This window comes from Dactylosporangium sp. NPDC049742 (assembly GCF_040674675.1).
GTDB lineage: Bacteria > Actinomycetota > Actinomycetes > Mycobacteriales > Micromonosporaceae > Dactylosporangium > Dactylosporangium maewongense.
In genome coordinates this window covers 15,206-38,171 of sequence record NZ_JBFANF010000055.1, presented here as the reverse complement: position 1 = coordinate 38,171, position 22,966 = coordinate 15,206, and the positions used below count along the sequence as shown (strand labels likewise).

General features: G+C 76.9%; 1 protein-coding gene. It reads right to left on the bottom strand.

All coding sequences use genetic code 11. The annotated features are described in order from the left end of the window. Positions 1-46: 46 nt before the first annotated feature. Positions 47-22,963 carry a non-ribosomal peptide synthase/polyketide synthase gene (locus AB0J72_RS44100; protein WP_363411133.1) on the bottom strand — a complete coding sequence of 7,639 codons (22,917 nt, stop codon included), beginning with the start codon at positions 22,961-22,963 and terminating at the stop codon, positions 47-49. Positions 22,964-22,966: the final 3 nt, after the last annotated feature.

Below are 22,966 nucleotides of genomic sequence, written 5' to 3'. Positions count from 1 at the left end.
GCAAGAGGGGCGGCGCCGTCGTGGCGCCGCCCCTCTCTGTCCGCGGTCAGAGCGCCTCGGCCACCAGCGGCCCCAGCTGCTCCAGCACCGCCGGGTCGAGCAGCTCCGAGTGCCCGCAGGCGAGCCCGACCGCCGTCAGCCGGCCGTCCACAAGGGACCGCCACCCGTCCGACGCCGTCCCCGTGAAGCCGGGCTCCGGCACGGTCGCGTCGACGAACAGCACGTCCGCGGCGAGGACGCCGGGCCGCGCGCCGGCCATCATCCGGTCGCTGTCGAGGTAGTTCTCCACGACCCGGGCGATCTGCTCGTCGGTGAGCGCGGCCACGCCGCCGCCGGCGGCCCGCACGAACCACACCGCGTCCCGCACCGTCGGCACCGAGGTCGCCGGCACGTCGTAGCCCAGCTCCTGCAGCAGCGCGGCGATCGCGGCCGGCCCGTCCCACTCCCCCTCGACGGCCGGCAGCGTGACGCGCGAGTCGAGCATGCCGACGAACGTCACCGACCGGCCGGCCGCGACGAGCAGCCGGGCGACGGCGTGCGCGACGGCGCCGCCGAACGACCAGCCGAGCAGCCGCACCGGGCCGTCCGGCGCGAGTTCGCGCACCCGGCCGGCGAGCTCCGCGGCGAGTTCGTCCAGTGTGGACGGCAGGCCGGCGGTCCGGCTCAGGCGCGGCGACTGCAGCCCGATGAGCGGCACGTCCGCCGGCAGGTGCCGCTTCAGCCCGGCGAACTGCCAGACGAGACCGCTCGCCGGCGGCAGGCAGAACAGCGGCGGCCGCCCAGCGCCGGGATGCAGCGTGACGACCGGCGCGAGGGCGTCACCGGGTGGCAGGTCGCCGGCGAGCCGGCGGGCCAGGCCCTCCACGGTCGGCGCCGTGAACAGGTCGGCGACCGGCACGTCGGCGCCGAGCTCGCGGCGGACGGCCGCGGCGAGCCTGACCAGCAGCAGCGAGTGCGCACCGAGGGCGAAGAAGTCGTCGGTGACGCCGACCCGGGCCACCCCGAGCACCTCGCCGACGAGCGCGCACAGCCGCGCCTCGGTCCTGCTGCGCGGGCGGTCCGCCGTGGTGGTGGCGGTGAAGTCGGGCGCGGGCAGCGCCGCCCGGTCGACCTTGCCGTTGGGTGTCTGCGGTACCGCGTCCAGCACCACGAACGCGGCCGGCACCAGGTACGCGGGCAGCCGCTCGGCCAGGTGCCGCCCCAGGTCGCCGGGGTCGGTGCCGTCCGTGGTCACGTACCCGACGAGCCGGTCGTCGCGGGCGACGACGACCGCGCGGGTCACCGCCGGATGCGCGGCGAGGGCCGCCTCGATCTCGCCCAGCTCGATGCGGTGCCCGCGGACCTTCACCTGGAAGTCGGTGCGGCCGAGGAACTCGAGGTCGCCGCCGGGCAGCCACCGGACGAGGTCGCCGGTGCGGTACAGGCGGGCCCCGCCGGCGGCGGCGACGAACCGGGAGGCGGTCAGCGCCGCGCGGCCGAGGTAGCCGCGGGTCACCTGCGCGCCGCCGAGGTACAGCTCACCGGCGACGCCCGGCGGCACCGGCCGCAGGGCGGCGTCCAGGACGTGCGCGGTCGTGCCGGGCAGCGGCCCGCCGATGGTGGGCCGGCCCTCCCCGACGGCGGACACGGTCGCCCACACGGTGACCTCGGTCGGCCCGTACAGGTTCGTCACCGAACGGGTCCGCCGGCGCAGCTGGTCCGCGAGGGACGGCGGCAGCGCCTCGCCGCCGACCAGGGCCCGCACGCCGGTGAGGTCCACCTCGGACGCCTCCAGCAGCGCCGCCCACAGCGACGGCGTCGCCTGCATGACGGTCGCCGCCGCGGCGAGGGGCGCGAGCAGCGCCGGGTCGCGGACCTCCTCGCCCGACGCCAGGACCACGCAGCCGCCGGTGCGCAGCGGCTGCATCAGCTCCAGGACGGAGATGTCGAACGACAGCGTGGTGACGGCGAGCAGCCGGTCCGCGGCCGTCATCGGCACCGCCGAGTCCATCGCGGCGAGGAACGCGTCGAGGTCGCGGTGGGTGACCACGACACCCTTCGGCCGGCCGGTCGACCCGGAGGTGTAGATGACGTACGCCGCGTTGCCGGGCTCCGCGTGCGGCAGGCCCACGGGATCCGCCGGGGGCAGCGCGGTGTCCGCGGTCAGCACCACGACGGGCCCCGCGTCCTGCACCATGTACGCGAGGCGCTCCGCCGGGAACGCCGGGTCCAGCGGCAGGTACGCCGCGCCCGCCTTGTGCACGGCGAGGACGGCGACGACGAGGTCCGCGGTGCGCGGCAGCGAGATCCCGACCAGCCGCTCCGGCCCCGCACCGTGCGCGACGAGCGCCGCGGCGAGCCGGTCGGACGCCGCGTCCAGATCGGCGTAGCTCCACGTACGGCCACCGCAGACGAGCGCGTCGGCGTGGGGGGCACGGGCGGCGTGGCCACGGAACGCCGCGACCCACGAGCCCGTCGGCGGCAGCGGCCCGCCGTCCCGCCACGCGGCCAGGTCCGTCTCGTCGTCCGCCGCGAGCAGCGACGCGTCGCGGACGGGCGCGTCGGGCTGCGCCGCCAGGTCGGTGAGGAGCCGGATGAGCCGCGAGGTCAGCCGCGCGGCGGTGCCGGCGGCGAAGCGGGCCGTGTCGTATTCGACGGTGACGGCGACGGTCTCCCCCGCGTCGACGAACGTGACGTTGACGTCGACCTTCGGGTCGGCGGGGAACTCCGGCTCCGGGCCGAGCGGCAGCCCGAGGACGGTGCCGTCGGTGCCGGCGTCGGCGGGCCGGTGGTGGTAGCCGATCATCACCTGGAACAGCGGGTTGCGGCCGGCCGCCCGCGGCGGGTTGACGGCCTCGACGACCTGCTGGAACGGCAGCTCCGCGTGCTCGAACGCGGCGAGGTCGGCGGCGCGGACCCGCCGCAGCAGCTGCGTGAACGTCGGCGCGCCGGACAGGTCGGTGCGCAGCACGACGGTGTTGACGAAGAACCCGACGAGGTCGGCGAGCGCCGGGTCGCCCCGGCCGGACGTGGGCGTGCCGATCGGCACGTCCTCCCCGGCGCCGAGCCGGGACAGCAGGACCGCGAGGCCGGCGTGCAGGGCCATGAACAGGCTGGCCTGCTGCTCCCCGGCGATGGCGCGCAGCCGGGTGACGAGGGCGGCGGGCAGCGTCGCGCCGACCTGCCCGGCGGGGCCGGGGACGGTCCGCGGCAGCGCGCCGGGCAGCGGGATCTCCTCCGGCAGGCCGCGCAGCTGCTCCAGCCAGAACCGGCGGGCGGTGGCGTGGCCGCTGGCCTGGTCCAGGGGGTCGCCGAGCAGGTCGGCCTGCCAGGCGGCGTAGTCGGCGTACTGCACCGGCAGCGGCGTCCACTGTGGATCCCGGCCGGCCAGGCGGGCCGTGTAGGCGGTGGTCAGGTCGCGCAGCAGCGGCTGGTCCGACCACTCGTCCATCGCGATGTGGTGCAGGACGAGGGCGAGGAGCGTGTCGCCGCCGGGCTCGGCGACGACCGCGGCCCGGATCGGCGCCTCGGCCGCCAGGTCGAACGGGGCCGACAGGGCCGCGTCGAGCCGGTCGTGCACCGGGACGTCGACGGCCTCGAGCACGTGCTGCCCGTCGAGGGTCACCAGGGTCCGCAGCACCTCGTGCCGGGCGGTGACGTCCGCGAGGGCGGCCCGCAGCACCGCGCCGTCGACGCCGCCCCGCAGCCGCATGACCAGGGGGTAGTTGTACGCGGTCGAGGCGGGGTCGAGGTGGTGCAGCAGGAGGAGCCGCTCCTGGGCCGGCGACAGCGGGATCCGTTCGGGGCGCGGCCGCCGGGTCAGCGCCGGGCGGACCGTGCCGCCGGCCGACGTGAGCCGCAGCGCGAGCCGTTCGGGGGTGGGCGCGTCGAAGAGCGCCCGCAGCGGCAGGTCCGCGGCCAGCTCGGCGCGCAGCCGGCCGAGGAGGCGCATCGCGATGAGCGAGTGGCCGCCGCGGTCGAAGAAGTCGTCCTCGACGCCGTAGCCGTCGATGCCGAGCACCTCGCCGAAGACGGTGCACAGCAGCCGTTCGGTGTCGGTGGCGGCGGCGCGCCCGGCGGTGGCGACGGGCCGCGGCTCGGGCAGCGCGGCCGCGTCGAGCTTGCCGTTGACGGTCAGCGGCAGCGCGGGCACGACGGCGTACGCGGCGGGGACCATGTAGGCGGGCATCGTCGCCTTCAACGCCGCGTGCAGCGCCGCCACGTCCAGGCCGTCCGGCACGTCCAGGCCGTCCGGCACGTCCAGGCGGTCCGGGGTGGACACGACGTACGCCACGAGGCGCCTGCCCCCTGCCCCGTCGGCGACCGCGAGGACGGCGGCCTGCCGCACGCCGGGCTGCGCGGCGATCGCCGCCTGCACCTCGCCCAGCTCGATCCGGTAGCCGCGGATCTTCACCTGGTCGTCGGTGCGGCCGAGGAAGTCCAGCAGCCCGTCGGTGCGGAGCCGGACGAGGTCGCCGGTGCGGTACATGCGGCCGCCGGCCACGAACGGGTCGGCGACGAACCGGTCGGCGGTGAGCGCTGGCCGGTTGAGGTAGCCGCGGGCGAGTCCGGCGCCGGTGATGTACAGCTCGCCGGGGACGCCGGGCGGCACGGGCCGCAGCCAGCCGTCCAGCACGTAGCCGCGGGTGTTCCAGATGGGGGTGCCCACGGTGGACGTCGCGCTGTCGGTGGTCCCGCCGCCGAGGGTGTTGATGGTGTACTCGGTGGGCCCGTACAGGTTGTAGCCGAGCACCCCGTCGGTGTCGCGGAGCGTCGCCCACAGCCCTTCGGGGACGTGCTCGCCGCCGAGCAGGACCAGCGCCGGCCGGTGCGGTCCGTCGAGGAGGCCCGCGTCGAGCAGGTGCTCCGCGTACGTCGGGGTGACGTTGACGACGTCGACGCGGTGCCGGGCGCAGTACCCGGCGAGGGCGACGGCGTCGCGGCGCAGGTGCTCGTCGCACACGTGCACGTGGTGGCCCTCGACGAGCCACAGCAGCTCCTCCCACGACATGTCGAAGGAGAACGACACGGTGTGGGCGATCGTGAGGGTGCGGCCGCCGTGCGCGGCGATCGTCGGGGCGAAGATGGCCTGCCGGTGGTTCTGCTGCATGTTCGTCAGCCCCAGGTACGGGGTGACGACGCCCTTGGGCCGCCCGGTCGAGCCGGACGTGTAGATGACGTACGCGGGGTGCCGCATGCGGCCGGGGGTGCCGGGCGCGAACGCGCCGAGCTCCGCGCCGGTGAGCGGGGCGCCGGACTCGCCGGACAGGTCCAGCTCGTCGAGGCGGACGCCGTCGAGGCGGCCGGCGGTCAGGACCAGCGACGGGCGGGCGTCGTCGAGCATCACCCGCAGCCGCTCGTCGGGGTGGTCCAGCTCCAGCGGCAGGTACGCGGAGCCGGTGCGCAGCACGGCGAACAGCGCGACGACCATGTCGATCGACCGGGGCAGCGCGAGCGCGACCACGCGCTCCGGGCCGGCGCCGAGGCGCAGCAGGTGCCGGGCCAGCCGGTTGACGCGGGCGTCGAGGTCGGCGTACGTGACGGTGGTGGCGCCGGACGTGAGCGCGGGCGCGTCCGGGGTGCGCGCCGCCTGCGCCGCCATCAGCTCGGCGACCGTCTCCGGCAGGATCTCCCCCCGGACGCCTTCCAGCACGGCCGGGTCCGCGACGGGCAGCGCGGCGACCGGCCCCGTGACGTCCTCGGCGAGCGCCAGCAGGACCCGCTGGAGCCGGTCGAGCAGCGCGTCGGCGTCCGCGGGCGGGACGACGTCGGCGCGGAACTCCAGGCGGATCCGCAGCCGCTTCCCGGGCGTGGCGACCCAGGTGAGCGGGTAATGGGTGGCGTCGACCGCGGTGACGCCGACGATCCCGTGCTCGGTCTCCAGGTCGGTGAACGTGTCGTCGTCGAGGAAGTTCTGCAGCACGTACAGGCTGTCGAAGAGCGTCGTGCGGCCGGCGGCCCGCTGGATCTCGCCGAGGCCGAGGTACTCGTGCGGCATCAGGTCGATCCGGTCGGCCTGCACGCGGCGCAGCACGTCGCGGGCCGCCTCGCCGGGGGCGAGGGTGACCCGGGCGGGGACGGTGTTGAGGAAGACGCCGACGACCTCGTCGATGCCGTCGAGCTCGGTGGGGCGGCCGGCGACCGTGGTGCCGAAGACGGCCTCGTCGCGGCCGGCGGCGTGGGCGAGGACGACGCCGAGCGCGGTGCTGAGCACGGCGTTGAGCGTGACGCCCGCCGCGCGGGCCTGCGCGGTGAGGCCGGCCGTCTGCTCCTCGGTGAGCTGCCGGGCGATGCTGGTCGCGAGGACCGGCCGGGTGCCGGCCGCGGCCGGGTAGAGCACGGTCGGCTCGTCGAGGCCCCGCAGCGCGTCCGCCCACGCCTTCGCCGACGCGGCGGCGTCCTGGGCGGCGACCCAGTCGAGGTAGTCGGTGAACCGGCCCTTCGGCGGCGCCGGGGTCTGCCCGGCGTAGTGGGCGAACAGGTCCCGCAGGACCAGCTCGCGGGACCAACCGTCCCACAGCAGCAGGTGGTAGGTGAACAGCAGCCGGTCGGTGCCGTCGGGCCGGCGCACGATCGTGAGCCTCGCCAGGGGCGGCGCGGTCAGGTCGAACGGCCGGGTCCGGTCCTCGGCCATCACGGCGTCGAGATCGTCCGCCTCGACGACGGCGACCGAACCCTGGAGCGCGGCGGCGAGCACCGCGACCGGCCGGGTGCCCGCGACGGTGAAGCCGAGCCGGATCGCCGGGTGCCGCTCCAGGACGCGGGTCCAGGCGGCGGCGAGGCGGTCGCGGTCGAGGCGGCCGGTGAAGTCGAACGCGTTCTGCGCGATGTAGACGTCGGCGTCGCCGGCGAGGCCCGCCTGCACGTACAGGCCCTCCTGCAGCGGCGACAGCGGCCACACCTCCTCGGTGGGGGCGCCCAGCTCCCGCAGCGCGCCGGCCCAGTGCGCGGCGAGGCCGGGGACGTCCAGGCCCTCGTCGGCGTAGGTGAGCACGGCCCGCAGCTCGGGGCCGTCCGGCGTGGTGCGGACGGCGACGTTGACCTCCAGGAGGTACGGCGTGCCGAGGTCCGGGTCCGGCGCGGTCCGCAGCGCGTCCGCCTCCGGGGCGGTGTCCCAGTCCGCGTCGGACGGCGCGGCGAACCGGCCGAGGTAGTTGAACAGCACCTGCGGCGTGCCGAGCCGCGCGAGCGCCGGGGCGGTGCGGGCGTTGGCGTAGCGCAGCAGCCCGAACCCGAGCCCGTTGTCCGGCGCGGCCGTCACCAGCCGGCGGGCCTCCGCCAGTGCCTGGTGCGCGTCCGGTACGGCCGGCAGGCGCACGGGCGCGATCGCCGTGAACCAGCCGACGGTCCGCGACAGGTCGGTGCCGTCGAGCTCCTCCCGGCCGTGCCGCTCCAGGTCGACGGTGAGCGGCGCGGACGGGTCGCCGCCGCGCGCGGACCGCCAGCGGGCGACCGCCGCCGCCAGCGTCGCGACCAGCGCGGTGGTGACGTCGGCGCCGGCCGCGCCGAGCAGCGGCCCGGTGACGTCCGGCGGGAGGACGAGGTCGTGGTCGCGGGTCTGGCCGACCGTGCGCCCGATGGTGTGCTTCGCGGGGTCGAGCTCGCCGCCGGGGGCGAGGGTCGCGGCCCAGTGCTCGAACTCGCCGAGCCGCGCCGCCTGGCCGGCCTGCTCCTGCAGCAGCCGGGCGTACGCGCGCAGCGAGGTGCCCGTCACCGGGCCGGCGGCGAGGCCGTCGCGGAGATCCTCGGTGAGGATCCGCCAGGACACGCCGTCGACGACGAGGTGGTGGGCGACGAGCAGCAGCCGGCCGCGCTCCCCCGGCCCGCGGTCGAACCAGACGGCCTGCAGGACCTCGCCGGCGTCGGGGTCGAGCCGGCCGGTGGCCGCGTCGGACTCGGCCCCGACCAGCTCGCGGAGCGCGGCATCGGCGAGCCCGGCCGCGCCGACCCGTCGGACGTCCACGGTGGACACCGCGGCGGACGGGCGGGCCTCCAGGGACCACAGCATCGGCGACGGGCGGTGCAGCTGGAGGCGCAGCGCGTCGTGCCGGCGCACCAGGCCGTCGACGAGCGCGGTGACGTCCTCGTGGGTGAGCCCGGCGGGCGTGACGAGCAGGTCGGCCTGGTTGTGCCGGTGGATGCGGCCGCCCAGCTCGGCGAGGCGCTGCACGATCGGCGGCAGCGGCACCTCACCGACCCCGTCGCCCGCGGCGGCGGGCGCCACCGGCGGCGTGGGGGTGTCCGGCGCCGCGAGCACCGCGAGCGCCGCCGCCGTGCGGTGGACGAACACGTCGCGCGGGCTGATGGACAGGCCGGCGCGGCGGGCCCGGTTCGCCAGCTGGATGGCGATGATGCTGTCGCCGCCGACGGTGAAGAAGTCCTCGTCGGCGCCGACCTCGGTCAGCCCGACGACCTCCGCGACGAGCGTGCGCAGCAGCCGCTGGGTGTCGGACTCGTCGGCGGCGACCTCGACGGGCGCGGCCCGCTCGCCGGTCGGCGCGGGCAGCGCGGCCCGGTCGAGCTTTCCGTTGACGGTGAGCGGCAGGGCGGGCAGCCGCACGTACGCCGCCGGCACCATGTAGGACGGCAGCCGCTGCGCAAGGAGCGCCCGCACGGCGTCGGTGTCCACGGTGGACGCGCCGACGAGGTAGGCGACGAGCCGTCCGTCGTGCAGGTTGACGGCGGTGTTCGTGACGCCGTCGACGTCGAGGATCGCCGCCTCGATCTCGCCGAGCTCGACGCGGTGGCCGCGGACCTTCACCTGCTGGTCGGAGCGGCCGGCGTAGACCAGATCGCCGGAGGCGGTCCGGATCGCGAGGTCGCCGCTGCGGTACAGCCGTCCGGGGCCGAACGGGTTGGCGACGAACCGGGACGCGGTCAGGCCGGGCCGGTCGAGGTAGCCGCGGGCGAGCTGGTCGCCGGCGACGTACAGCTCGCCGGTCACGCCGGGCGGGACGGGCCGCAGCCGGGCGTCCAGCACGTGGGCGCGCAGGCTCGGCAGCGGATCCCCGATGACGCTGCCGGCGGCCGCGTCGGCCCGGCTCAGCGCGCGGAACGTCACGTGCACCGTGGTCTCGGTGATGCCGTACATGTTGATCAGCCGCGGGGCGTCGTCGGAGTGCCGCTCGTACCACGGCCGCAACCGCGACGGGTCGAGCGCCTCGCCACCGAAGACGACGTAGCGCAGCGCCAGGCCGGTCGTGTCCTCGGCGATGAGCGGGTAGAACGCCGACGGCGTCTGGTTGAGCACGGTGACGCGCTCGTCGCGCAGCAGCGCGGCGAAGCGGCGCGGGTCGCGGGCGACGTCGCCGTCGACGACGACGAGCCGGCCGCCGTGGAGCAGGGCGCCCCACAGCTCCCAGACGGAGAAGTCGAACGCGTAGGAGTGGAACATCGTCCACACGTCGCCCGCGCCGAACGTGAACAGCTCCTCGGCGGCGGCGAACAGGGTGAGCACGTTGCGGTGGGTGACCGCGACGCCCTTCGGCCGGCCGGTCGAGCCGGACGTGTAGATGATGTACGCCGTGTTGTCCGGCGCGAGTCCCGTGCCGGTGACGGGCCCTGTGTCGTGCGCGGGCAGCGGCCCGTCGACGAGGACCGCCGGGACGTCGCCGCGCAGCTCCGCGGCGGTGGCCGCGTCGGTGAGCAGGCACACCGGTGCGGCGTCGGCGAGGATGTACGCGATGCGGCTCGCCGGCGCGCCCGTGTCGACGGGGACGTAGCAGCCGCCGGCGCGGACGACGGCGACCAGCGCGACGATCAGGTCGAGGCCGCGGGGCAGCGCGACCGCGACCCGCGACTCGGGCCGCACCCCGCGGGCGATCAGCTCGCGGGCGAGGCGGTTGGCGCGGGCGTCGAGCTCGGCGTAGGTGAGGTGGTCGCCGCCGTGGCTGACCGCCACCACCGCCGGGTCCACGGTGGAGCGCGGGTCGGCGAGCGTGCCGTCCACGCCTGCCCGCGCGGACGGGGTGTCCACAGCGCGGTCGAGACCGGTGACGAAGCCGCGCAGGATCTCCTCGACCATGGCCAGCAGTTCGGCGGCCCGGGCGGCGCCCACGAGCTCGACGTCGTACTTGACCTCCAGGGTCAGCTCGTCGCCGGGGAACGCGACCAGCGCCAGAGGGTAGTGCGGCGAGTCGGTGCCGGTGAACCCGTCGACCCGCAGCGGCGAGTCCTCGCCCGCCCGGACCGCCGGGAAGTTCTCCACGACGACCATCGAGTCGAACAGCTCCCGGACGCCGGCGAGCCGGGCCAGCTCGGCGAGGCCGACGTGCTGCGCGTCGAGCACCTCGGTCTGCAGGTCCTGGAGCCGGGTCAGGACCGCGCCCAGGGTCTCGCCGGGCCGCCACGACAGCGGCAGCGGCAGCGTGTTGATGAGCAGCCCGACGACCGTCTCCACGCCGGACAGCTCGCCGCCGCGGCCGGAGACCGTCGAGCCGAACACGACCCGGTCCCGGCCGAGGAGCCGGCCGAGGAGCAGCCCCCACGCGGCGTGCACGGCAGTGCTGAGCGTGACGCCGTGCGCGCGGACCGCGGCGGACAGGGCCGCGGTGTCTTCGGTGGACAGTGCACTGTGGACGCTGTCGTGCGCGGCGACGGGGCTGCCCGACGGGTACAGCAGCGACGGCGCGACCCCGTCGAGGGCGCGGGCCCAGACGGCGCGGGCCGCGTCCTTGTCCCGGGCGGCGACGGCCTCCACGTGGTCGCGGAACGTGGTCGCGGGCGCCGGGAGGTCCACGCCGGTCTCGTAGGCGGCGACGATGTCGCTGAACACCAGCGGGTAGGACCAGCCGTCGGCGAGGACGTGGTGCATCGTCTCGACGAGCCGGTGGTCGGTGTCGCCGAGCGAGACGAGGGCGTAGCGCAGCGCGGGCGGCCGGGCCAGGTCGAACGGCCGGGCCAGCTCCTCCGCGCAGACCAGCGCGAGGTCGCCGCCGGCGACGACCCGCCACGGCACCTCGACCGACGGCGCGACCGCCTGGACGATCCGGCCGTCGCGCAGCTCGCGGAAGCCCGCGCGCAGGGCGGCGTGCCGGCGGACGGTCGCCTCGACCGCGGCCCGCAGCCGCGCCGGGTCGACCGGGCCCGCCAGGCGGGCGACCTGCTGCACCACATAGGTGTCGGCGCCGGGCTCCGCCATGGCCTGGTGCACGTACATGCCCTCCTGCAGCGGCAGCAGCGGCAGGACGTCCTCGAAGCCGGCGAGGTCGTCGACGTCCTCCTGCGTGAGCCGCACCAGGGGGAAGTCCGACGGGGTGTGGCCGAGGTCCTCGCAGCGGCCGAGGGCGGCGAGCGCGGCGAGCCAGCGGTCCGCGAGCCCGGCCACGTCGGCCTCGGTGAAGAGCCCCGACGGGTAGGACAGCGCCGCGGTGAACGTGGTGCCGGCGGGGCCGTCGGCGGCGAACGCGTTGACCTCCAGGGTCATCGCCGGGTTCGCCGGGTCGACGCCCTCGCGCAGCGGCCCGGTCGGCGCCCAGTCGCCGGCGGACCCGGCCGGGAACCGGCCGAGGTAGTTGAACAGGATCTGCGGCACGGGGCCGGTCAGCTCCTGCCGCAGGTGGCGCAGGACGCCGTGGCCGAGTCCCTTGCCGGGCACGGCCCGCAGCTGCTCCTTGACCGCGCGGGCGGCGCCGGCGAGGGCGGGCCCGGCGGCGAGGACCTCGTCCCAGGCGACGGCGCCGGGGTCGAGCCGCACCGGGTAGATGGCGGTGAACCAGCCGACGGTGCGGGACAGGTCGACGTCGGCGTCGTAGACGTCGCCTTCCCGGCCGTGGCCTTCGAGGCTGACCAGGACCGCCGAGCCGGCCCGCGTCGGCCGCCAGGCGCCTACGGCGAGGGCGAACGCGGTGAGCAGGGCGTCGTTGACCGTGCCGTACATGGCGGCCGGCACCCGGGACAGGAAGCTGTCGGCGGCCGGCAGGGTCACGGTGACCGTCCGCACTGTCGCGCCCGTGTCGGCGGCGGGGTCGAGCGGGCGGGAGCCCAGCAGCGGGTCGGGGGTCGCGAGGACGTCCCGCCAGTGGCCGAGCTCGGCCTGGAACCGGTCGCCGCGCGCGGCGGTGAGCCGGGACCAGCCGCGGAACGACGCCGGCACCGGGTCGAGGGTCACGGGCCGGCCGGCGGCCGCGTCCTGCCAGGCGCGGGCCAGGTCGGCGCCGATGATCCGCCACGACACGCCGTCGATGACGAGGTGGTGCGCGACCAGCAGCAGCTCCCGGGTGCCGGGCGACCAGACGGCCTGCAGCATGACGCCGCGGTGCGGGTCGAGCCGCGCGGCGGCGGCCTCGGCGTCGAGGTCGGCGCTCTCCGTCACCGGCACGGGCGCGCCGGCCGGCGGGACGGTGATCGTCCAGTCGCGGTCGACCACGGCGCGCAGCAGGTGGTGGGTGCCGGCGAGCCCGCGCAGGACGGCGTCGAGCGCGGGCCGGGTCAGCCCGGCTGGGGTCCGGAACGTCATCGCCTGGTAGAACCCGGTCAGCGGGGTCGCCGCCGCGCGGGTCTCGGCGAGCATCGGCGTCAGCGCGACGACACCCACCGCGTCGTCGGCGGCGGCCGCGGCGACCTCCGTGGTGGCGGGCAGGCCGGCGACGACCGCCTGGACGGTGCGGCGGCGGAAGATGTCGCGCGGGGTGACGGGCAGGCCCTCGCGGCGGGCCCGGCCGGCGACCGCGATCGAGGAGATGCTGTCCCCGCCGGCGACGAAGAAGTCCTCGTCGACGCCGACGGCGGGCAGGCCGAGCACGTCGGCGTAGATCGCGCACAGCACGCGTTCGCGGTCGTTGCGCGGGCCTCGCACGGCACCGGCGGCGGCGCCGGGCGCGGTCGGCTCGGGCAGGGCGGCGACGTCGAGCTTGCCGTTGACGGTCAGCGGCAGGGACGGCACGACGCCGTACAGGGACGGCACCATGTAGGACGGCAGGCGCTCCGCCAGGGCCGCCCGCACGGTGCTCGCGAGGTCGGTGCCGTCGCCGGCCGGCACGAGGTAGGCGGCGAGCTTCTTGAGGCCCGGCACCGACGCGTCGGCGCGGGCCACGACGGCCGCCTGGCGGACCTGCGGCAGCGCCGCGACGGCGGCCTCGACCTCGCCGAGCTCCACCCGGTAGCCGCGGATCTTCACCTGGTCGTCGCTGCGGCCGAGGAAGTCGAGGTTCCCGTCGGGGCGCTCGCGGACGAGGTCGCCGGTGCGGTACATGCGGCCACCGGCGGCGAACGGGTCGGCGACGAACCGGGCGGCGCTCAGCCCGCCGGCGTTGAGGTAGCCGCGGGCGAGGCCGGCGCCGGCGATGTACAGCTCGCCGATGGTGCCCGGCACGACGGGCCGCAGGAACGCGTCGAGGACGTAGCCGCGGGTGTTCCAGATGGGGCGGCCGACGGTCGGGGTCGCGCTGTCGCCGGTGCCCGCGCCGAGGGTGTTGATGGTGTACTCGGTCGGCCCGTACAGGTTGTAGCCGGTCGGGCCGTCCGTGGTGCGCAGCCGTGACCAGACGGCGTCGGAGACGGCCTCGCCGCCGAGCAGGACCAGGCACGGCGGGTGCCCGGCCGGGTCGAGCAGCCCCTCGTCGAAGAGGTGGTGGGCGTAGGTGGGGGTCACGTTGATGACGTCGACCCGCTGCTCCTGGCAGTAGGCGACGAGCGCGACCGCGTCGCGGCGCAGCTCCTCGTCGCAGACGTGCACCTCGTGGCCCTCGACCAGCCACAGCAGCTCCTCCCACGACATGTCGAAGGAGAACGACACGGTGTGGGCGATCCGCAGCCGGTCGCGGCCGGCGGCCCGGGCCCGGGCGACCGCCGGGGCGAAGATCTCGGCGCGGTGGTTGAGCTGCATGTTGGTGAGGCCGCGGTACGGGGTGACGACCCCCTTCGGCCGGCCCGTCGAGCCGGACGTGTAGATGACGTAGGCGGGCCGGTCGAGGCGGTGCGGGTCGCCGGTCGCCGGCGGCGGGTCCGCCGGGAACGCGGCCGCGTCGGCGGGGCTGACGACGGCGCCGTCGTGCCGGGCCGCGACGGGCGTGCCGGGCAGCGCGACGAGCAGCGCCGGGCGGGCGTCGAGCAGGATCTCGGCGAGCCGGTCGACGGGGTGGTCGAGCTCCAGGGGCAGGTATGCCGCGCCCGCCCGCAGCACGGCGAACAGCGCGACGACCATGTCGATGCCGCGGGGCAGGGCGAGCGCGACGATCCGCTCCGGCCCGGCGCCCCGGTCGAGCAGCAGCCGCGCGGTCTGGTTCACGCGGGCGTCGAGCTGCGCGTAGGTGAGGGTCTCGCCGGCGGCGACGAGCGCGGTGTCGGCGGGGCAGGCCGCGGCCCGCTCGGCGAGCATGTCGGCGATGGTGGCGTCGACGATCGGGTGCTCGGTGGACCGCCACGCCGCCCGCAGCCCGTCCGCCTCGCCGGGCGACATCAGGTCGAGGGCGCCGACGCGGACGTCGAGCCCGCCGGCCAGGGTCGTGAGGAGCCGAATGAGCCGGTCGGCGAGGGCCGCGGCCCGCGTCCCGGTGAACACGTCGGGGCGGTATTCGAGCTTCAGCCGCAGGTGCGCGCCCGGGGTCAGCACCCAGGTGAGCGGGTAGTGGGTGGTGTCGGTGTACCCGACGCCGGCGATGCCCTGCTCGCGTTCCAGGTCGGCGAACGTGTCGTCGGCGAGGAAGTTCTGCAGCACGTACAGGGAGTCGAAGAGCTGCTCGTGGCCGGCGGCCCGCTGGATCTCGCCGAGGCCCAGGTATTCGTGCGGCCCGAGGTCGAGCCGGTCGGCCTGGGCGCGGCGGGCGAGGTCGAGCACGGTCGCGCCGGCGGCCGCGGTGACCCGCGCCGGCACGGTGTTGAGGAACAGGCCGACGACCTGGTCGATGCCGGGCAGCTCGGTCGGGCGGCCGGCGACGGTGGTGCCGAGCACGACGTCGGCGCGGCCGGTCTCGTAGCCGATGACGAGGCCGAGCGCGGCGGTGAGCAGCGAGTTGAGGGTGACGCCGCCGCGCCGGGCCTGCTCGGTGAGGCGGGCGGTGACGTCGGCGGGCAGCGCGGCGTGGACCCGCTCCGACAGCATCGGCGCGCGGCCGGCGGCCTCCGGCGCGACCAGCGTCGCCTCGGTGATCCCGGCGAGGGCCTTCCGCCACGCGGCGCCGGACCCGGCCGTGTCGCGGGTGGTGAGCCAGCGCAGGTAGTCGGTGAACGACGCCGTGGGCGCCGCGGGGGTGCGGCCCGCGTAGAGGGCGAACAGGTCCCGCAGGACCAGCTCCCGGGACCAGCCGTCCCACAGCAGGAAGTGGCTGGTCAGCAGCAGCGTGTCGCGGTCGCCGGGGCGGCGGGCGACGGTGAGGCGCACCAGCGGCGGGGCCGCGAGGTCGAACGGCTCGGTCTGGTCCCGGTCGACCAGCGCGGCGAACGCGGCGTCGTCCGGGGTGTCGACGACGGCCACCACGGCCGGCACCTCGGGGGCGATGACCTGGACGGGCGCGGGGACGCCCTCGCCGACGAACGCGGCCCGCAGCGTGGGGTGCCGGCGCAGCAGCGCGCCGAACGCGGCCGTCATCGCGTCGACGTCGACGCGCCGGTCGAGCTCGAACACGTTCTGCGCGATGTAGGTGTTGGCGGTCTGGTCGAACGTCGCCTGGTAGTACACGCCGAGCTGCAGCGGCGACAGGTCCCACACCTCGGTGGCGGGCTGCGCCTGCTGCGACATCGCCTCCAGGGCGCGCCACCACCGCTCGGCCAGGCCGGCACCGTCCACCTCGGACACGTGCTGGAGCGTCGCCTCGACCCGGCCGCCGCCGGTGAGCGCGAGGTCGCACTGGATGGCGTACCGGGTGCCGAGCAGCGGGTCGGCAGACGCGGCCACCGGCAGCCTGGGCCAGCCGCCCGGGGCGCCGAACCCGGAGCTGCGGCTGAGGATCCGCGGCTCGGCGGCGCGTTCCAGGCGTTCGAGGGCGCGGCCGACCCGGGGGTTGCCGTGCCGCAGCAGGCCGAAGCCGGCGCCGCCGTCGGGTGCGGCGCCGAGCGCGACGGCGGCGTGCACCAGCGCGGCCTCGGCGTCGGCGGCCGCCGCGACGCGGACGGGCACGACCGTGGCGCACAGGCCGGCGGTGCGGGTGAGGTCCTCGTCGGCGCCGACCCGCACCAGGTGGCGGGCGGCGCGCTCGACCTCGACGACGAGGTCGGCGGGGTCCTGGACGGCGACGCGGAGGGCGGCGACCGCGGCGAGCTCCGGCGCGGCGGCCAGCTTCGCGGCGAGGGCCCCGTCGAAGACCCGGGTGTGCCGGCCGGCGACTCCCGGCGCGGCGCCGTGGAAGCCGGGCGCGACGTCGGCGCCCGGTCGGAGCACGTCCTGCCAGTGCGCGAACTCGGCGACCCGGGCCGGGCGGCCCGCGTCCTCCTGCGCGGCGCGGGCGTGGGCGCGCAGCGGCGTGCCGACCGGCGCCGGCCGCGGGGTGCGCCCGTCGGCGATGGCGGCGCACGCGGCGGCGAGGTCGTCCGCGACCAGGGTCAGGGTCACGTCGTCGGCGGCGAGCGGGTGCCCGGCGAGCAGCACCCGCCCGGCCGCGCCGGCACCGGCGTCGAGCCAGACGACCGTGAGCGGGGCCGCCGGGTCGAGGGCGGCGAGCGCCCGGTCCACGGCGCCCGCCTCGAGGGGCGCGCGGCGCAGCACGGTGCGGGCCTCGACGGTGCCGGGGGCGGTCAGCTCCAGGGTCAGGAACAGGCCGGACTCCCGGGTGATCCGCAGACGCAGCCCGTCGTGGTGGTCGAGGACGGCCTGCAGGGCCCGCTCGAGCACGGGTCCGGTGAGCCCCGGCGGCGCCTCGAACAACGCGACCCGGGCGGGTGCGCCGTCGGGGACGTCGGTGAGCCGCTCCGCGGCGGGCAGCAGCGGCAGCGGGCCGACCGCCTCCGGGTCCGCCTGCGCCGCCGCGGTGCCGGGAGCCGCGGCGGCCAGGTGCGCGTCGAGGGCGCCCGGGGTCCGGTGGTCGAAGATGTCGCGGGTGGTGAGCACGATCCCGTCCTGCGCGAGGCGGTTGATGACGCGGATGGCGGCGATGCTGTCGCCGCCGAGGGCGAAGAAGTCGTCGCCGGGCCCGGCCTCGGTGCCGAGCACGGCGGTGTAGCAGGCGCTGATCCGCGCCGCCCGCGGCGAGCCACCCGAGCCACTGCCCTGCGCGCCCCGCTGGCGCGGCACCACCGGCGAGGGCAGCGCGGCGCGGTCACGCTTGCCGTTGGGCAGCAGCGGGATCGCGTCCAGGACGGTGACGGTCGCGGGGGCCAGGTGCGCGGGCAGCTCGGCGCGCAGCGCGTCGCGGACGGCGGCCGGGTCGACGCCGGTGCCGGCGACGTACGCGGCGAGGGTGCTGCCGCGGACGGCGGCGGCCGCGTCGGTGACACCGGGCCGGCGGGTGAGGGCCGCCTCGACCTCGGCGAGCTCCACCCGGAACCCGTTGATCTTCACCTGGTCGTCGGCGCGGCCGAGGAACTCGATCCGCCCGGTGGCATCGCGGCGGCCGAGGTCGCCGGTGCGGTACAGGCGGTCCCCCGGCGCACCGAACGGGTCGGCGACGAACCGGCCGGCGGTGATGCCGGGCCGGCCGAGGTAGCCGCGGGCGTTCTGCACGCCACCGACGTAGATCTCGCCGGCGGCGCCGTCGGGCACCAGGGTCAGCGCCGCGTCGAGCAGGTGCACCCGCACGCCGGGGACGTCGGTGCCGAGCGGGACGGGCCGGTCCGCGGCGGTGACGACGGCGGTGAGGACGTCGCCGGCGACCTCGGACGAGCCGTACGAGTTGACGATCTCGGCGCCGGGCGACGCGGCCGTGAGGGCCCGGACGACGGACGGGGTGAGCGCCTCGCCGCTGGTGATCCAGCGGCGCAGCCCGCGGACGCGGGACGGGGCACTGTCGGCGAGGGCCGCGGCGAGGCTCGGCACGGCCAGCAGCTGCGTCGCGCCGCTGCGCTCGACGAGCCGGCCGAGGGCGGCGCCGTCGGCGGCGGTGGCGTCGTCGGCGAGGACGACGGTCGCGCCGGCGACGAGCCCGCCGAGCAGCTCGGTGGTGCCGTCGACGAAGCTCAGCGAGCTCTTCGCGATCCGCACCTGCCCGGTCCGCAGGCCCCAGGCGTCGCGGGCCCAGGCGAGCCGGTTGGCCAGCGCCGCGTGGGTGCCGACGACCGCCTTCGGCACGCCGGTCGAGCCCGACGTGAACAGCACGGTGGCCGCGTCGGCGCCGGTGAGGCCGCGCACCTGCAGGTGGCCGGTGGCCCCGTCGACCGCCGCGCCGATCCGCAGCACCGGCAGCCCGTGCCCGCCGGGCCGGGTGGGCTCGGTGGGCACGGCGTCGTCGGTGAGGACGCAGACGGGTGCCGCCTCGCGGAGCATCAGCTCGATGCGGGCCGCCGGGTACGCCGGATCCACGGGCAGCACGGCCGCGCCGGCCCGCAGGACGCCGAGCACCGCGACGGGCAGGTCCACGGAGCGGGCGGCGGCGACCGCGACCAGGTCGCCGCGGCGCACCCCGGCGGCGGCGAGGGCGTGCGCGAGCCGGCCGGAGCGCCGGTCGAGCGCCGCGTAGGTCAGCTCCCGGTCCCCGCAGACGACGGCCGTGCCGCCGGGGTAGGTCAGGAGGTCCAGCACGGTCCCGTCGTGCGCGGCGGGCAGCGCGGGAGCGGCGGCGCGGCTCGCGAGCGGCGCGGCGCAGGTGCCGTCCAGGGCGGCCAGCAGCGTCTCGTACATGCCGAGCAGCCGCCGTGCCGTGGTGGTGTCGACGTGCCGCCGGTCGTGGGTGACGGTGACGGTGAACGGGTCGCCGGGGCGCACCATGAGGGTGACCGGGTAGTGCGGCGCCTCGACGACGTCGATGCCGGTGACCCGCAGGTCCCCGCCCGCCACCTCGATGTCCGGATAGTTCTCGACGACGACGAGGGTGTCGAAGAGCTCCCCGGTGCCGAGCCGGCGCTGCAGCTCGGTCAGCGGCGCGTGCTCGTGCTCCATGGTCTCGCGCTGGTCGGCGGCGAACCGGCCGACGGCGGCGGCGAGCGGCTCGCCGGGCGCCCACCGCACCCGCGCCGGGACAGTGTTGATGAGCAGGCCGGCGATGCGTTCGATGCCGGGCACGGCCAGGCTCCGGCCGGCGACCGTCGAGCCGAACGTGACGTCGGCCCGGCCGGTGAGCCGGCCGAGCAACACGCCCCAGACGCCGCCGACGACGTTGCCGACGGTGAGGCCGTGCGCGGTCGCGAACTCGCGCACCGACGCGACCAGCGCGACCGGCAGCTCGCGGGTGACGCGGCCGTGCCCGTCGGCGCCGTCGCCCGTGGGTGGCAGCGCGGCGAGGAGCCGGGTCGGCTCGGTCACGCCGTCAAGAAGCCGGTCCCAGACCGCCAGGTCGGGCGCCTGTCCATCCAGCGCCGCCAGGAAGTCCCGGAACGGCACCGGCGGCGGGAGCGGCGCGCCGGCGTACAGGGCGAGCAGGTCGTTGAACATCACCGGCACCGACCAGCCGTCGGCGACGATGTGGTGGATCGTGTGGATGAGCACGTGCCGGTCGGCGGCGAGGCGGGCCAGGGTGAACCGCATCGCCGGCGGCTCGGCGAGGTCGAACGGCCGGGACCGGTCCACCGCCGCGATCCCGTCCAGATCCCGCGGGTCGGTGACCTCGACGGTCCGCCACGGCGCGGCGGTGCCGCCGGCGTGCACGGCGACGACGTCACCGGCGGCGGTGGGGCGGAACGCGGCGGCGAGGTTCGGGTGCCGGTCCAGGAGCCGGTCCGCGGCGGCGCGCAGCCGGTCCGCGTCGAGGGGGCCGGTGAGCTCGACCCGCTGCTGCACCACGTACGGGTCGGCGCCGGTGGTGTACGTGGCGTGGAAGTACAGCCCTGCCTGCAGCGGCGACAGCGGCAGCACGTCCCGCAGCGCGCCGGCGTCGAAGCGGTCCACATCGGACTGGTCCAGCGCGAGCAGGGGGAAGTCCGACGGCGTGTGCCCGGCGACGCGGGGGTCGGCGGCGATCGCGTCGAGCAGCCCGGCCCAGTGGCCGGCGAGCGCCTCCACGTCGGCCCGGTCGAGGACCCCGGCGGGCCAGCTGAACGTCGCGGACAGCACCGGCCCGTCGGCTGTGTCGAGGGTGACCGCGTTGAGCTCCAGGACGCGGGGCAGCGGCATCCGCGGGTCGCGGTCCTCGTCCACGGTGGACGCCTGCGTCCAGGGGCGGCCGTCGCCGGCGCCGAACCGGCCGAGGTAGTGCACGAGCACCTGCGGCGCGGCGGCGAGGTCCGCCCGGCCGGCGAGGTAATGCAGCACGCCGTGGCTGAGGCCCTGCGACGGCACCGCCCGCAGCTGGTCCTTGACGGCCTTCACCGCCGCGCCGAGGTCGGTGCCGTCGCCGGGGTCGACCACGGCCGGGTAGAGGGTGGTGAACCAGCCGAAGGTCCGGGACAGGTCGAGGTCGCCGACCAGGTCCTCCTGCCGGCCGTGCCCCTCCAGCTCCAGCAGCACCGGCCCGGCCGCGCCGCGGCGGCGGTGCACGGCGAGGGCGGCGGCGGTGACCAGCGCGTCGTCGACGCCGCCGTGGATCGCGGCGGGGACGGCGCCGAGCAGCCGCGCGGTGGTGGCCGTGGACAGGCTGACGGTCAGCCGTTCCTCGGTGGCGACGAGGTCGCGCGCCGGGTCGAGCGGGCGGCGGCCCAGCGGCGGGTCGGCGACGGCGGCGGCGCGCTGCCAGTACGCGACGTCGGCGGCGAACCTCCCGTCGCGGGCGGCGCCGTGCAGGGCGGTGGCCCACTGCCGCAGCGACGTGGCGGCGGGCTCCAGCGCGACGGTGCCGCCGTCCCACATGGCGCCGAGGTCCTCGGCGAGGACCCGCAGGGAGACGCCGTCGACGACGATGTGGTGCACGGCCACGAGCAGGTGCCCGGCCTGCTCGTCCCAGGTGAAGGCGGCCATGACGCCGCCGCGCGGGTCGAGCCGGGCGACGGTCTCCGCCAGGGTGCCGGCCGGCGCCACCGCGGGCACGGCGGCGGGGTCGAACGGCGCGACGGTGAGGCCGCCGGCGGCGTCGACGCGGGCCCGCAGCGCGTCGTGGGCGGCGAGCAGCGCCGCCACCATCCGCTGCAGCGTGTCGAGGGTGAGGCCGGCCGGGGTGTGCAGCGTGACCGCCTGGTAGAAGCCGTCGAGGGCGGGCCCGTGCTCGCGCAGCCACGCGACGATCGGGGTGTCGGGGACGGCGCCGGCGCGGTCCACCGTGGACGGCGCCGCGGCGGCGGCGACCGACGTGACGGCGGCGACACCCGCCGGGGTGCGGTGGGTGAGCAGGTCGCGGGGGCGCAGCGCGATCCCGGCGCGGCGGGCCTCGCGGACCACGCCGATGGCGACGATGCTGTCCCCGCCGAGGGCGAAGAAGTCGTCGTCGGCGGCGACGGGCACGCCGAGCACGGCGGCGAAGACGTCGCACAGCGCCCGCTCCATGGCGGTCTCCGGCGCCCGCCCGCCGCCGCTGCCCGGCAGGGCCGGCGCGGGCAGCGCGGCCCGGTCGACCTTGCCGTTGGCGTTGACCGGCAGCGCGTCCAGCGGCACGATCACGCTCGGCACCGCGTACTCGGGCAGCCGCTCGGAGCACCAGGCGAGCAGGTCCGCGCCCGTCGAGGAGGCCGGGGCGATGACGTAGCCGACGAGGTGGGCGGCGCCGGCCGCGTTGCGCCGCACGGCGACGGCCGCGTGCCGGACCGACGGGTGCGCGGCGAGGACCGCCTCGACCTCCTCCAGCTCCAGGCGCATGCCGCGGATCTTCACCTGGTTGTCGGCGCGGCCGACGAACTCCAGGGTGCCGTCCGGGGTCCAGCGGGCCAGGTCGCCGGTCCGGTAGAGGCGGCTGCCCGCGGCGAAGGGGTTGGCGACGAACCGTGCCGCGGTCATGGCCGGCGCGTTGACGTACCCGCGGCCGAGCAGGAACCCGGCCGCGTACAGCTCGCCGGTCTCGCCGGGCGGCAGCGGCGTGAGCGTGTCGTCCAGGACGTAGAGCTGGGTGTGCGGGTTGGGCCGGCCGATGGAGGTGGCGATGCGTTCGGCGGCGTCGCGGTAGATGACGTGGGAGACGCCGATCGTCGCCTCGGCGGGGCCGTAGCCGTGGTACAGGGTGGTGCCGAGCTGGTTGCGGAACCGGTCGAACAGCTCCGGGGTGAGCACCTCCCCGCCGCACCAGACGTGTTTGAGGCCCGACAGCCGGCCGTGCCCCCGGTCCATCTCCAGCAGCACGTCCAGCATGGAGGAGACGAGGTACACGAACGTGACCTTCTCCGCCGCGATGAGGTCGAGCAGGTACTGCGGGTCGCGTTCGCCGCCGGGCTCGGCGACGACGACGGTGCCGCCGGACACCAGCGGCAGCAGGATCTCGTTGACGGAGATGTCGAAGGCGAGCGGCGCCTTGAACAGGCTCGCGTCGCCGGGCCCGAACAGCAGGATCTCCTCGATCTGCCAGCGCAGCCGCTCGCAGATCGCCTCGTGCCGGATCATCGCGCCCTTCGGCCGGCCCGTCGAGCCGGAGGTGAAGATGACGTACGCGAGGCGGGCCGGCGCCAGGTCCAGGTCCAGGGGCTCCGGCGACTCGTCCGCGAGCGCCGGGTCCTCGAACGCTGCCGGGTCCAGGACGACGCGGACGCCCGCGTCGGCGAGCACCTGCCGGCGCCGTTCCGCCGGCCAGGACGGGTCGACGGGCACGAACGCCCCGCCGGCGACCATCGCGGCGAGGACCCCGACGACCATCTCCGCGGAGCGTGGCACGGCGATGCCGACGACCTCCTCGTCGGCGAGCCCCCGCCGGCGCAGCGCCCGGGCCAGCTGGAAGACCCGGGCGCCGAGCTCCGCGTAGCTGAGCCGGGTGCCGCCCGCGACGAGGGCGAGCGCCTCCGGGGTCCGCCGGACCTGGGCGGTGAACGCCGCGGCGACGGTGCTGCGGTGGCCGGGCTCCGTCGGGTCGTTCCAGTCGTCCAGCTGCCGCAGCACGTCCACTGTGGACACGGT